This is a genomic window from Vibrio orientalis CIP 102891 = ATCC 33934 (assembly GCF_000176235.1).
GTDB lineage: Bacteria > Pseudomonadota > Gammaproteobacteria > Enterobacterales > Vibrionaceae > Vibrio > Vibrio orientalis.
On the sequence record NZ_ACZV01000005.1, the window covers coordinates 1,197,356 to 1,211,553 of the forward strand.

The following is a 14,198-nucleotide window of genomic DNA, read 5'->3' on the forward strand; positions in this document are numbered from 1 at the left end:
TCCCTCATTCCAACCTAGCTACGCCATATCATCTTTACCTTCCACCAATGCATGATGACTTATTGAGCCATCACTGCGTGATTTAAGATGAGGGGCATAATCAGGGTCATTCATAAAATCTAACGCAGCTTGCTTCGATGGCCACTCAATAATCACTCGAAGCGCAGGGTTGTCTCTATCCCCCTCTACTCTCTCGTGAGTTGCTGTTCGTGCAAGGTATTTGCCTCCATGCTTATGAACTAATTGGGTTGCAGGACCAATATAGCCTGGGATCCATTCTTCTTGGGTCGGTGTTACTTCGATTACAGAGTAGTAGCTCGTCATATGAGGCTCCGGTTGTATGTCGGCTAATGATCAATTAGCGGGCGTAGATTCCTTACTCAGTATAGGAAAGGTCTACAGGACTTCCATTTGGCTCCTTAAGCTTGCCTCAATCAACGTAGCCACGAAAAAAATACAAATAAAAAAAGCTCCCAACAATTGGGAGCTTTTATGGATTTATCTGTAAGAGAGGCGTTACCTCATTTTATCTTACTGAGGGTTAAGACCTAGAGTCTGAAGCACTAGCTTAAAGTTATCTTGACGCTCTTTCACCGCATGTACTTCACCGCTCACTGGACAATGGCTATCTGGACAACCACGGTTTACGATACCTGAAACCGCATCGATAAACGCCGTGCCTTGCAGTCCACCATCAACGTACTTTTTCAACTCAGCATGGTAGTTCCAATCTGCGTATGGACCACCTACGTCATTGTATGTCTGTACTGATGAAACCCAGTAGAATAGACCAGCAATCCACTTGATCTCTCTGTTCTCTTCCGAGCTACAAATCAAGCCTGGGTTAGAACAGAAGTCTAGGTCTGCATATAGCGGGTTCGCAGGAGGCGCTTCGACTACTGTACCATTGACCGTTGTACCGATAGTCTCTGGATCGACATGTGAACGACCCATGAAGTGGTTCAATGTACCAAAGTTCTGACGACCCGTAGTTTGAATTACACCACGACCCCACCAGCCACAACCTTCAACGGTGCCGTTAGTATCACTACCATCCCAGATAAACTTACCGGCTTTCTGGCCTTCGTAGATCTTACATTCACCACGCTCCCAAACTTGCTTAGAGGTATCAACGCTTGTTGGGACTTCCATACAGTGACCGTCATTCGTCCAGCGACCAACGTTACCGTTTACGAGTAAACCTTGCTCTGCAAGTACTGAGTCTGGTGCTGCAAATACAGGAGCTGGAGCGCCATACCATTTCGCATTGGTTAACGCAGTCACTTCCATTTTCGGATCACGAGGACAAGAGTACGGGTGGTCGATACCTGTATTCGGGTCCATACCGTAGTCAGCGTATTTTTGACCTAGCTGACCACAGCTCGCTGTCATTGGGTAGTTAACCGGAGCTCCATAGCGTACTTCAGACCAGTTATTCTCATCACAAGCATTGTAGCGAATAGTTTCTTGCATACTTTGCGATAAGAAGGCTGCGATAGCGACTTTTGCATAGATAGAGTTCGTTGCATCATCTGCCGCATCATCTAATAGCCAGAAAGTATTGCCAGCCACACCTACGTTGTGCATTGAGTTAAGGCCTGCTAGGAAGTCAGCCCATTTGTACACAGTTGATGGCGCCCACTGTGCCTGTGCTACTTCATAAAGGAACGCTTGATTGTTCATCGCGTTTTCAGCACTTGCTAACTCAGAGTTCAATGATGCGATACGAGTCAAAGGACCATTTTGAACGCTTTCACCTACGTAGTACAACGGCACTGTTTCCGTCTGGTAACGGGCGATTTTCGCATTAAGATCAGCGCTATCAGTATCAAACAAGATAGCAAACACATTGCTGTGTGCAGCTTTACGAATATTACGGTCTCCAGACGTGTTGCCTAAGAAATAGCTCGCTGCTTGCGCCGTTGGAATCGACTCTAGTAGCGCAGGTGTCTTGATGTGGTCAGAAACCTGTTTAACGTACTCTAACGCGTAATGCCACTGCTCATTAGTCAATGCTGCAGTCGTTGCTGACTTAGTAAATGCAACAAAGTCTGCTTTACTCGTAGAGTCTGCCTTGTACAGTTCAAACGTTGACAACAAATCTGCAGATGCACCAGAAGCTGCATTCCATACTGCACGCTTACCAGAATGAGTGTTGTAAGCAAAGTCGCCAATGCTAACTGTCCAACCAAACGTCGCTTGTGGAGCAAAAGTAGAAATCACAAGATTGTGTGCTTGCGCCCAACCTTGCACATCATCAGTCAGTGCATTGATTGTATTCGCGTCAAGTTGACTATGTGTACCTGTTGCATCCACTGCGGCTGCTAGAGCTTGCTTAACCGCAACCACACCTAAAGCGGCACCTTTGTCGGCCGTTGCGACATCAAGTACATCACTGCTAAGAATAATAGACGTTGAGCCTGCTGTGTCAGCTGCTTGGATCAAAGCAACAAAAGCATCGGTAAGTTTCGCGACATCAGCGAGATCCTGACTGCTTGCTACATTCACGCTTAGGGTTGATGGCGTGTCTAAAGTCGCTGGACCTGCAACCACAAAGTTACTTGGCCAACCCGCCACTTCTAGTCGTACTGGATCAAGTGGGTTTGGCAATGAAAGTGCTGTTGTACCACCACCAGAAGAAGAATTATCACAATCTAAATGATGACCCCAGCTGCCATCGCTACCCGGGATTGACGATGTCCACCAGTTCGCTTTATAGGCCACATTGTCATTGACCATGATGTCGCCGCCCGTTGCGTGGTCACCTTGTGTCCAATTTGGATAGACATTGAATTCGGCACACACACCCACGCCCGGTGTAGGGTCTGGGGTTGGTGTCGGATCTGGGTCCGGAGTTGGGTCTGGTGTAGGATCAGGCGTAGGGTCTGGATCGGGGGTCGGGTCCGGGGTTGGATCAGGGTCTGGGGTTGGTTCCGTACCACTCACCAGTTTCCAAGGAGAGTCCCACTCATTCGCATAGCTGTCGGTTGGACTTTGTCCTGCGTTCACCCACCATTTTGCTTCGTAAGTATTACCGTCTACAGTTACCTGTGTTCCACCTGAGTATGATTTTGTTGCATCGTAAGGTTCAGCCGCAAACAAGTTGCCACTCAAAACGATACAAGCTAACGTTGCCGCCACCTTGTTCATCCTAAACATATCAGTTCCTTATCAGTTATTGATTTTCTATTTGTATTTCACGTTTTTTATATAAACCACTTATTGAGTGGATAAATAATTATCAAAAATTAAGTTAGCAACTCTTGGCTGATTTATCTGTTAAATCATAATTATTCATACTGTTATGCGGTTAATATCACGGGGAAATACAATTTTCCATACAACTTACTTATTCAAGCAAAGCAACTTATACATCGATCCAATAAATTAAGTAGCTCTGATAAGGACAGCGTTCTATGGCTATTGAGGATATATCTAGGTGGTTGTTTTATTTGAGGATTACAGGTGAGTGCTAAAAGTCTCTAGCTCAATATAAAAGGCTTAACGCGTGGTTAAGCCTCAACTTGTTTCGGGATCATTACCGTAAATCGAGCACCGCCTAAATGGCTTCGATCAACAGAAATTGTCCAGTTTAGGTTTCTCGCAGCATTCTGGGCAATAGCAAGGCCGAGTCCAAAGCCGCCACCATGGGCGTTTCGGCTCTTATCTAATCGAGCGAAAGCCATGAAGATCTCTTGGCGTTTCTCTTCGGGTATGCCCTCTCCGTTGTCTTCTACATCAATGGTCCAACAGGTTGGATATTCGTGTAACGTCACTTCGACTAGACCGTTGCCATACCTGTCGGCATTTTTGATTAAGTTATCTAGTACTAACTTGGCAAACGCTGGAGCAAGTGTCACTTCATCTTCGATCACATCATCAGCAACATTGAGCTTGGTTGTGTTACTCGCCATCATGTCTAAACGGCAGCGACAAAACTGTCTGAGTGGAATCGCTTTTTCGGTCAGCTTTTCATCATAGCCAAGTTTATTGTTCAACTTTGATAGCTGAAGGATATCGCTTGTCAGATCTGATATATCTTCTATGTAATCGTCGATATCATTAAAAAGCTGATCTCTATTTTGGCAATCATCCCGTCTAACTATGTCACACGCCATTTGAATCTTACTTAGGGGCGTACGGATCTCATGAGGGATTGCCTGCGAGAATATCTGATTTTGCTTTACTCGTCGCTCGATGTCTTCCGCCATATCATTGAAGCTTTGGGCGATCTCTTTGATTGGAGATATATGGTAAGCCTCAGCCCTTACGCTCAGTTCGCCTCGACCAAAACGCTCTTGCGTCATAATAAGTCGATTCACACGCTTGTTGACGCGATGCAGTGGTAAGTAAATGAGTAAACCGAGTGCAATGCTCATAGTGATAAAGAGAGAAATCATAAAATGAACTTCTTCATCTTTATACCAAGGAAGCGCGACATTATGAGGGTCGTCGATCTCTTGAAACAGTAAATGATAAGCCGAATTAGGAATGGGCGAAGCCATCATTAGCAGCTCATCTTCATCCATATAGACTCGTATACCCTGCGAGCTGATATGCATCGTACAGTGCTGACATAATGGCTGACTTTCATCCCACCCTTTTAAAAGCTCTAACTTATAATCATAAAAGGTCAACTCACCATACTGGTTTAACTTCTCATACAACCCATGACGTTCATAACGGCTGTTGACATAGCGCTGAGCATGGTAGATTCCATCATCAACAAAGATATCCAAATCCGCTTTACGCATGTAGCCGGTGCCAAAGTGCATGAAGACCGCAAAAGTAAGTATCATGCCTAGCAAGCTTTCTATGTATAGGCACGTAAACATTGAGCGAGGTCGTGATTCTACGCGCATGCACTGCTGCCCACGAGTTTGTAGCCTTGGTTGCGAATGGTTTTAATTGTTGCGCTGTAAACTTCGGCTTGAATCAGTTTTTTGCGCAATCCAGAGACTCGCATATCAATAGAGCGGTTATTGACGTTGTATTCAATTCCCCTCGCTAAACGACAGCAATGATCGCGTGATACGGTTTGTCCAACGTTCTCAATCAGCAATTGTAGAATCTCAAATTCAGAGTTGGTTAAGCTGATGGGTTTATGCTCATAATAGGCGGTCTGGCTTTGAGCATTGATAACAATTCCGTGAGCATCAGAAACATGGCTGACTTGTTCAAGCTTTTGCTGACGCTGATAACGTCGCATCAACGCTTCTATTCGAGCAACAAGTATGTGCCCTCTCACTGGCTTAGTGACATAATCATCCGCACCAAACTTGAACAAGCTCACTTCGCTCATCTCATCTTCGGCCGCAGTTAGGACCATGATCATACCCGTATAAAATTGGCGTGCTTCACTGCATATCTCTGCCCCTGATTTACCCGGTAGCATCAGGTCTAACAGCACAAGATCAGGCTGAAATTCTTTGATTTTATCTATCGCACTTGAGCCATCGTATATCGCTTCAACTTGGTATCCCTCTGCGGTTAAATACATCTGAGTCAGTTGAGAGATATCGCGATCGTCTTCGATCAATAAAATCTTTGAATTCATCTATCTACACACCATTTATAAATTTGCGCGCAGTATATAGCAAACGATTTACTCTTCAAGGCAACTCATTAACCTCACAAATAATTAGAGTAAGAATTACCTTACATTTAATGTGCCCACTGCTAGCACCATGCAATCAATTACAGAACCGAGTGCCATATAAAGATGTTATTGCGTAGTTTTTAAACAGCATCGAAATGAGATATAACAAAATATGAAAGGTTGTAATTTATTGTGTTTAATTGCGAGTGAATAATAGTGCAAGCTGACTTAAGAATGGACAAAAAGCAGTCACCGTAAACCAAATCTTACAGTGCCATGTATCATTTATGAGGCAGTTATGAATGCGTCATTTTTCTCACCTCCTAAAAGATTGCTTACATACGCTTACACACCTACAACTTACAAAATGACATGCCAATTAAAGTGGCGTAAATTGCTTCGCTCTCTGACTAAATAACAATGAAATGGCGCTTTATTCATAAAAACAGCCCAAACCTGGTTAAATTATTGTAACCATCGCGAGGTGCATGCTTACATTCAGATATAAAAACAGAATGCGCCCATTGATGCATAGTTAAGTTTTATTAATTTGCCATTACCATACGCTTCAATTCTTCCTGTTCATCAACAACTGGTAATTGCGTATGAAGATTCATCCTTCTGTTCACCTATTGTCCACCTTCTTCTCTGCAGGTGTAACGGCTTCAGTAGAAAATCAGATCACTTGCCCGACAACAGGTACCGACGAGCTCGTTGACATCGAAAAAATCACCTTCTCTGACAAAACCATCGCGCTCTAATAATCACTATTTTCTCCCAGTCAATTGGCTGGGAGCATTCAATTGGTAATCACAATGAAAAAGCAACTTACTCTTTTAATCTCAATGCTTGGTTTAACCGCATGTGGCAGCCTTGCCATTATGGATAAATCTGAAGCCGTTAACGCTCAGCCAGAAATGTTAATCAAAACCGATGGCGATCTATGGGGGCTTGGTGGTGAAGGCCAATTCACTTTAGGAGCCTCTTATGAAGGCAAATACTCACGTGATGCATCGACATCAACTTGGTTCAATACGATTTCAACCAAAGACGGTTCGATGGCAGCCGAGGTCACCAATAAAGACAGTGGGAAAACTTGGCTGTTAAGCTGCAGTGGCGGTGGTACTTCAGTAAAATTTAGCATGCTGCAATTCGGTGGCAATGCACCATACCTATGTGATATTTCATCCCAAGGCAAGCCCATCGGTACCTTCATTCTTGAGCAAGAGTCAAAGGTGATCGACTTGGGTACAGAAGACAAAGAGAAAGGGTCAATTGCAATTGATGGCGTTCATTTTGAGGTTGAAACCGTGCACACGGGCTCGGGGCTAATGATGCCCTTACAGAATCCGCTTGGTTATAGCTTTAAGCAAAAAGGACAAGAAGTCGCGGCCGTACAAACCAATGGCATCCTCACTGTGCAATGGCTACCAGAAATGACGGCTCAACAAAGAGATGTTTTGGCTGTCGGTGCAATTGCAAGCGCCTTAAGTTGGCGTCCGGCTGACTAATCTAGGCAACATATCTACAAGATAAAAAGGCGCAGTGACTGCGCCTTTTTTGTATTCAATGCAAGCTCATAAATTGATTGTCATCTTATCCAGAGCGCTATACTAACTATACATCAACTAAATTCGCATTAAATCGAAAAAACTGTTGACCTTACCCTTAGGGTAGCCTTTAAAGTTCTACTCTATAAACAAAGGTATGCTATGACTCACTCGCTCAAAAACACAATGATTATGATGTTCAGTATCATCTTGATGCTGATCTCTAACTATGTGTCGAGTTCACCAGCAATGGCGATGAATAGCGTCACCTTTGAAAATGCGATGGTGGAGGCGGCGGCTCACAACCACCACTCTCAATCTACGCAGAACACCGAGGTATCTGCATCGAAACGCTCCCAGTCACAGCACACTGACTGCATGTCGATGAATCAGGGGAATGATCATCACTCTATGGTGAATAATGCCCAACCCGATGCTACTAACTCTGTTCATTGCGGTGAAAGCGACAGTGGCTTGCACACTTGCTGTACAACCGTCTGCTCCAGTGCCTCCTACCCAAATCATGGCGCTCAGCTCTTGAGTGCGATTACGCCATCATTAGCTCTACACCAATCGCTAAAGATCGGTGATACCGTTACACGCCTTCAATCTATTCTCCGCCCGCCAACCGTTTAATTCTCATTCATAAATATCGTTTCCCGCGCGTAAGTTTTATTCGTTAAAAGCACCGGGATAAGTCTATGCGTTTTCTAACGCCCTCAATGGATTATGATTGTGAACAATGAATTATACGGCCTTGGTTTTGCTAAACCTTTAAGCCTTTGTATCGCCGTATCAATCGCCGCGATACCTGCCGTCTCCTATGCCAAAGAAGTGAATACTTCTGCGAGCATCGCGGCATCAACAAACCAGCTCAATGCACTGATTGAATCTGCGTTAAGCCAAGATAGTAGCCGAGCACAATATGCCTCTCAGTCACTGGCAATGACAGAGTCCGGAGCTGCGAGCGCAACATTAATGGATCCTAAACTCAAAGTGGGGGTTGGAGGATTACCTGTCGACTCTTTTAAGTTTGACGACGATCCAATGACCAACATATCTGTTGGTTTGATGCAGCAATTCGAACGCGGCTCAACATTAGAATTGAACCAACGTAAAGCGAGCCAACAATCGAGCGGTTTGTCGTTACAAGTTGGTCTCAGAGAGCGAGAAGTCGCTACGCAAATGACTCAACTTTGGTTAGAGCTTGGTTACCTACAATACGCAGAATCAATCATCGTTGAAAACCAGCGTCTAATGGCTGAAATGGAGCAGTTCGTAAAGACTAACTACTCCATTGGTAAAAGTGAGGCTCAGGACCTGCTCAACACTCAATTACAGGTGGATAAGCTAGAAGAGAAACTGCAGCTCAATCGCCAAATGCAAAGTCGTATTATCTCTCAGCTTTCGGAGTGGCTTGGCTCGAATTGGTTAGGCAGCAATCGCTCTCTTTCGGCAAGCTACACGTTGAATTGGCCCACGCTAGAGGCGATTTTGTCGTCACACGCGGGTACAGCTCAATACTACGACCAACTTAGCCAGCACCCAATGACACAGATGGCTGACTCAAACATTTCTGTAAATCAAATCCAAGTCGAAGTGGCTGAACAAGCTTACACGCCACAATTTGGAGTTGAGGTAATGTACGCCTATCGCCAAGCCAACAATATGAGGGGGGAACCTGCATCTGATCTCGTCAGTGCTTACCTCACTATGGATATCCCCCTCTTCACGGGAAGCCGCCAAGACAAGAATCTAGCAGCAGCACAGCACCAAGTTGGAGCGGCAAAATATCAAAAAGATACTCTGCTCGCGCAAATGAACGCTCAGGTCAACGCATTGGTCAATGACCGACTCAATCTGCAAGAGCGAATTGAGCGCTATCAAGACCGTTTACTTCCTCAAGCGACAGCAAGAACTCAAGCTGTCGAACGCGGCTATCAAAACAGTACCGCACAGTTTGGAGATGTGATTACCGCATCGAGCGATGAACTAGCTTTGCAACTTGAAGTTGCTCGTCTAACCACTGACCTACACATTACCAATAGTAAGTTAGCGGCACTGTTAGGTGGCTTTACCTACGCAAGCCCAGAGTCCCCCCTTACCCACAGCAAGCAACAATAAGGAATTCACATGAGTACATTAAAAATAGCAACGCTTGCCTTGATTGTGGGCGGCACTATTGGCTACGGCGCTAACTTCTATTTATCTGGCGCTGGGCATTCGATGCCAAATGCAACAGCTGAAGAAGCAACGACTGCAGATGAACCTTTGTATTGGGTGGCTCCAATGGATCCAAATTACAAAAGGGATAAGCCTGGAAAGTCACCAATGGGTATGGACCTAATTCCAGTTTATGCGTCAGATCTAAACGGTGACAATGATAAGCCAGGAACAATCAAAATTGCCCCTGCTGTAGAAAACAACTTGGGGGTAAAAACGGCTTTAGCAACCAAAGAAGCATTATCTCCTCGCATTGAAACTGTTGGTTACATCGCATTTGACGAAAGTAAGTTATGGCAAACCAACGTGCGCGTTTCTGGCTGGGTTGAAAAACTCAATATCAATGCCGTTGGGGAGAAAGTTTCTCAAGGTGAAGTCTTGTTCTCGCTCTATTCTCCTGAACTGGTCAAGGCACAAGAAGAACTGTTAAGTGCTTATAAAACTCAGCGCAAAGGCATGATAAAAGGCGCAACAGATAGATTGCTAACTCTTGGCGTAGATAGAGAGCAAATACGCGCAATCACTCGTCGAGGAAAGGCATCTCAAACCATTGAGGTCAAAGCGCCTGCTGACGGTGTTATTGCCAGCCTAAATATCCGTGAAGGTGGTTACTTATCACCAGCGCAAGCCGTAATTAGTGCCGGGCCTCTTGGCGAAGTCTGGGTAGATGCCGAAGTGTTTGAGCGCCAGTCGCACTGGATTAGCAAAGGTAGCCAAGCCTCTATGACCTTAGACGCTATTCCGGGAGGAAGCTGGACAGGTGAAGTCGATTACGTTTACCCGATTTTAGACCCTAAAACTCGCACCTTAAGAGTCCGTTTAAAGTTCCCTAACCCTAATGGTGAGCTGAAACCTAATATGTTTGCCAACGTCGCATTGCTGCCTGTGAGTAACGAACAAGTACTGACGATTCCTCGATCTTCCGTTATTCGCTCTGGCGGAATGACGCGCGTAGTGCTGGCTGAAGGCGACGGAAAATATCGTTCAGCCCGCATCGAAGTCGGCCGAGAAGCAGGAGACAAAATCGAAGTGCTCGGTGGCCTTCAAGTTGGCGAAAAAATTGTTACCTCAGCGCATTTCATGCTCGACTCAGAATCAAGCCAATCGGCCGACCTTTCTCGCATCAATGGCATTGAACCACCAGCAGAAACCGCATGGGCGAAAGGCGAGATTACCGATGTAATGCCGGGTCACCGTATGCTAACGATCAACCACCAACCGGTACCTGAATGGGATTGGCCGGGCATGGTGATGAACTTCACTGTCGCAGAAGCAGCGGACTTCACTCCGTTTGCTCAAGGACAAGCGATAGAGTTTGAAATGCAGAAAACGCCGCAAGGTCAATACGAGATCGTTGACTACAAAATCAGCGACGCTGTCGTCTCTGCTGAGGTGTGGGCGCGCGGCGATATCTCTATGTTAATGGAAGATTTTGGCATGATCACATTGAACCATTTGCCTGTCACCGAGTGGGATTGGGAGTCAGGTGAAATCAATTTTTCTGTCGGTGAAGAGATCAACCTTTCTGGTTTTGAAGAAGGCCAAAAAGTGCGGTTTCTAATCCAGAAAGATGGCTCGGAATACGTGCTGAAACAACTTGAGTTAGATGAGGACCGAGTATGATTAATGCGATTATTCGTTGGTCCATCAGCAACCGATTTTTAGTCCTTGTCGCGACCATTGCGTTGGTCTTTGGCGGTTTGTACAGCATTAAAAATACCCCTGTTGATGCGATTCCTGACCTCTCTGATGTTCAGGTAATCATTAAGACCAGCTACCCAGGCCAAGCGCCTCAGGTTGTTGAAGACCAAGTGACTTACCCACTCACGACCGCGATGTTAGCGGTACCAGGAGCCGAGACAGTACGCGGATACTCTTTTTTCGGTGACTCCTATGTCTACATCATCTTTAACGATGATACCGATATGTATTGGGCGCGTTCGCGAGTATTGGAGTACTTAAGCCAAGTCGCACCTAACTTACCACCAAGTGCAAAACCAACGCTTGGCCCAGATGCCACGGGAGTGGGCTGGGTTTATAGCTATGTTTTGCAAGATAAAACTGGCCAACATGATTTAGCCGAACTTCGCAGCCTACAAGATTGGTTTTTGAAGTATGAACTGCAGACGGTAGACGGCGTTTCTGAAGTTGCGACCGTAGGCGGTATGGTCAAGCAATACCAAGTGCAGATTGATCCGGCCAAACTGCGTGCGTACGACCTAACACTGCAACAGGTCAACATGGCAATTCAAAACGGTAACCAAGAAAGTGGTGCGTCGGTTGTTGAAGTTGCAGAAGCGGAACATATGGTGCGCACTACCGGTTACCTATCTGGTATTGAAGATATCCAAGCCTTGCCGCTTAAAGTGACCGAGCAAGGTACACCGCTGTTACTCGGTGATATTGCTGATATCAACCTAGGTCCGCAAATGCGCCGCGGTATTTCTGAGCTGAATGGCGAAGGTGAAGCAGTCGGTGGCGTGATTGTGATGCGCTTTGGCGAGAACGCTAGCGAAGTCATTTCCAACGTTAAACAAAAGCTTGGTGAGCTGCAAAATAGCTTGCCGGAAGGCGTAGAAATCGTCGCAACTTACGACCGTTCAACACTGATTGATTCCGCCGTTGAAAACCTCTGGAAGAAGCTGACAGAAGAGTTCATCGTAGTTGCCATTGTTTGTGCACTGTTCTTGTTCCATATTCGTTCGTCGCTGGTAATCGCGTTAAGTCTACCTGTTGGCATTCTCACGGCTTTTATTGTCATGCATTGGCAAGGAATTAACGCCAATATCATGTCTTTAGGGGGGATTGCCATTGCGATTGGCGCCATGGTTGATGGGGCAATCGTGATGATCGAAAACGTACATAAGCATATAGAACGGACGCCGCTCAACGATAAGAATCGCTGGCAAGTAATTGGGGACGCTGCGCAAGAGGTTGGCCCACCTCTCTTCTTCTCTTTGCTGATTATCACCCTTAGCTTTGTGCCGGTGTTTGCGTTAGAGGGACAAGAAGGCAAGATGTTCTCTCCTCTCGCCTTCACCAAAACCTATGCGATGGCAGCATCTGCAGGTCTCGCTATCACGCTCGTACCTGTACTGATGGGCTACTTTATCCGCGGTAATGTGTTACCAGAGCACAAAAACCCGATCAACAAAGGATTGGTATCACTGTACAAGCCTTTATTGAATCTCAGTCTGAAATATCCGAAAAGCGTTATTTCTCTTGCCCTAGTATTAATGGCATCGGCTTATTACCCAACCACTAAAATGGGTAGCGAGTTCATTCCTCCATTGGATGAAGGCGACTTGATGTATATGCCAACCACTTACCCAGGCATCTCTATTGGTAAAGCACGTGAGGTTTTGCAGCAAACAAACAAGCTGATCATGACAGTGCCGGAAGTGGAAACCGCTTGGGGTAAGATCGGCCGAGCTGAAACCGCCACCGACCCTGCCCCGCTGACGATGATCGAAACTGTGATTCAACTGAAGCCACGCGAACAATGGCGTGACGGCGTCACAACCGAATCGCTGCGTAGAGAGTTTGATGAACTGGTGCAATTCCCCGGCCTCACCAATGCTTGGGTAATGCCAATCAAAACTCGTATCGATATGCTTGCAACCGGTATTAAGACTCCTATTGGTATTAAAATCGCGGGTCCTGACTTAAAAGTGATTGAGAAAATAGGCTCCGATCTAGAACCAATCCTTAATGCGATTAATGGTACGGCTTCAGTCTACGCTGAACGTGTTGCAGGTGGTCGTTATGTCACTATCGATATCAACCGCCGAGCAGCAGCGCGTTACGGGCTCAGTATCAAAGAAGTTCAGCAGGTAGTCTCGACAGCCGTTGGCGGAATGAATGTGGGTGAAACGATCGAAGGGTTGGAACGCTATCCTATCAACGTTCGCTACCCACAAGATTACCGTGACTCTGTCGTCAAACTGCAAAACTTGCCATTGGTGACACCAAATGGTGCTCGCATTGCCCTAGCTGATGTAGCGGATATCCGTTATGAAGATGGCCCTCCAATGATAAAGACAGAGAACGCACGTCCTAATGGGTGGGTATTTGTTGACATTGATGGCCGAGATCTCGGTTCATACGTTGAAGAAGCAAGACAGACCGTCGCTGAGCAGCTAGTGCTACCCGCGGGTTACTCATTAGCTTGGTCTGGTCAGTATGAATATATGGAGCGCGCGAAAGAGCGCCTAGGTGTCGTCGTTCCAATTACGATTGCCATCATCATGCTACTGCTTTACTTCAGCTTCCGCCGTGTCGGCGAAGTGATGATCATTATGCTGACACTACCGCTCGCGATGGTCGGCGGCCTCTGGTTAATGCACTACCTGAACTACAATTTTTCTATTGCAGTCGGGGTAGGATTTATTGCTTTAGCGGGTGTCGCCGTCGAGATAGGCGTGATTATGCTCGTCTACCTAAACCAAGCGTGGCACTACACCAAACTTAAGGCGCAAGAGGGAGAGCGACCACTTGAAGCCAGCGATTTGACCGACTCGATTAGAGAAGGTGCTGGGCTTCGTGTACGTCCGGTGATGATGACCGTTCTCACCGTGATTATCGGCTTGATTCCTATTATGTACGGCGAAGGGACAGGCTCTGAAGTGATGCAGCGCATTGCGGCGCCAATGATTGGCGGTATGGCTTCCGCACTGATGCTTACCCTACTCGTACTACCAGCAATTTTTAAATTGTGGAAACAACGCGAACTTAAGTCTCATAACCAATCAATACACAACTAACTCAACACGTTGGGGAAGCAACTTCCCCAACTATAATTAATTCGCCTAATAGGTAAGGAAAAA

9 protein-coding genes and 1 pseudogene are annotated in these 14,198 nt (G+C 46.0%); 6 read left to right on the forward strand and 4 right to left on the reverse strand.

All coding sequences use genetic code 11. From position 1 onward, the window contains the following. Nucleotides 1-18: 18 nt before the first annotated feature. The 4 genes from VIA_RS16215 to VIA_RS16230 form a co-directional block, all read right to left on the reverse strand. Nucleotides 19-324: a DUF1330 domain-containing protein gene (locus tag VIA_RS16215; RefSeq protein ID WP_004414281.1), complete on the reverse strand. Its 306-nt coding sequence runs from the start codon at nucleotides 322-324 to the stop codon at nucleotides 19-21. Between the two features lie 207 nt (nucleotides 325-531). Further along, nucleotides 532-3,159, reverse strand: a complete 2,628-nt coding sequence (locus VIA_RS16220; RefSeq protein ID WP_004414282.1) for a cellulose-binding domain-containing protein — start codon at nucleotides 3,157-3,159, stop codon at nucleotides 532-534. A gap of 353 nt (nucleotides 3,160-3,512) precedes the next feature. Then, nucleotides 3,513-4,862: a sensor histidine kinase gene (locus VIA_RS16225; RefSeq protein WP_004414283.1), complete on the reverse strand. Its 1,350-nt coding sequence runs from the start codon at nucleotides 4,860-4,862 to the stop codon at nucleotides 3,513-3,515. After that, nucleotides 4,853-5,557, reverse strand: coding sequence for a response regulator transcription factor (locus tag VIA_RS16230; protein WP_004414284.1), 705 nt, complete (start codon nucleotides 5,555-5,557; stop codon nucleotides 4,853-4,855). The genes VIA_RS16225 and VIA_RS16230 overlap by 10 nt, the downstream gene beginning before the upstream one ends. Before the next feature lie 647 nt (nucleotides 5,558-6,204). On the opposite strand from VIA_RS16230, the gene VIA_RS22435 reads away from it, so the two are divergent. The 6 genes and pseudogenes from VIA_RS22435 to VIA_RS16255 all read left to right on the forward strand — a co-directional run bounded on the left by VIA_RS22435 (nucleotide 6,205) and on the right by VIA_RS16255 (nucleotide 14,135). Then, nucleotides 6,205-6,360 carry a hypothetical protein gene (locus VIA_RS22435; protein ID WP_004414285.1) on the forward strand — a complete coding sequence of 52 codons (156 nt, stop codon included), beginning with the start codon at nucleotides 6,205-6,207 and terminating at the stop codon, nucleotides 6,358-6,360. A gap of 54 nt (nucleotides 6,361-6,414) precedes the next feature. Beyond that, nucleotides 6,415-7,110 (forward strand): VV20781 family protein, encoded by a 696-nt coding sequence (locus tag VIA_RS16235; protein ID WP_004414286.1) that lies wholly within the window; start codon nucleotides 6,415-6,417, stop codon nucleotides 7,108-7,110. Nucleotides 7,111-7,311: 201 nt separating this feature from the next. Then, nucleotides 7,312-7,785 (forward strand): hypothetical protein, encoded by a 474-nt coding sequence (locus VIA_RS16240; protein ID WP_004417725.1) that lies wholly within the window; start codon nucleotides 7,312-7,314, stop codon nucleotides 7,783-7,785. A gap of 219 nt (nucleotides 7,786-8,004) precedes the next feature. After that, a pseudogene (locus VIA_RS16245) lies at nucleotides 8,005-9,273 on the forward strand (TolC family protein); the annotation flags it as partial. A 9-nt stretch (nucleotides 9,274-9,282) separates the two neighbouring features. Further along, on the forward strand, nucleotides 9,283-10,995 hold the full coding sequence (locus tag VIA_RS16250; RefSeq protein ID WP_004414289.1) for an efflux RND transporter periplasmic adaptor subunit: 1,713 nt from the start codon (nucleotides 9,283-9,285) through the stop codon (nucleotides 10,993-10,995). After that, complete coding sequence (locus tag VIA_RS16255) at nucleotides 10,992-14,135, forward strand: efflux RND transporter permease subunit (RefSeq protein WP_004414290.1); 3,144 nt, start codon at nucleotides 10,992-10,994, stop codon at nucleotides 14,133-14,135. Before VIA_RS16250 ends, VIA_RS16255 begins: the two co-directional genes overlap by 4 nt. Nucleotides 14,136-14,198: the final 63 nt, after the last annotated feature.

Coding starts and splice junctions, on each gene's coding strand:
- VIA_RS16215 (WP_004414281.1), bottom strand. CDS start 324: ATGACGAGCTACTACTCTGTAATCGAAGTAACACCGACCCAAGAAGAA.
- VIA_RS16220 (WP_004414282.1), bottom strand. CDS start 3,159: ATGTTTAGGATGAACAAGGTGGCGGCAACGTTAGCTTGTATCGTTTTG.
- VIA_RS16225 (WP_004414283.1), bottom strand. CDS start 4,862: ATGCGCGTAGAATCACGACCTCGCTCAATGTTTACGTGCCTATACATA.
- VIA_RS16230 (WP_004414284.1), bottom strand. CDS start 5,557: ATGAATTCAAAGATTTTATTGATCGAAGACGATCGCGATATCTCTCAA.
- VIA_RS22435 (WP_004414285.1), top strand. CDS start 6,205: ATGAAGATTCATCCTTCTGTTCACCTATTGTCCACCTTCTTCTCTGCA.
- VIA_RS16235 (WP_004414286.1), top strand. CDS start 6,415: ATGAAAAAGCAACTTACTCTTTTAATCTCAATGCTTGGTTTAACCGCA.
- VIA_RS16240 (WP_004417725.1), top strand. CDS start 7,312: ATGACTCACTCGCTCAAAAACACAATGATTATGATGTTCAGTATCATC.
- VIA_RS16250 (WP_004414289.1), top strand. CDS start 9,283: ATGAGTACATTAAAAATAGCAACGCTTGCCTTGATTGTGGGCGGCACT.
- VIA_RS16255 (WP_004414290.1), top strand. CDS start 10,992: ATGATTAATGCGATTATTCGTTGGTCCATCAGCAACCGATTTTTAGTC.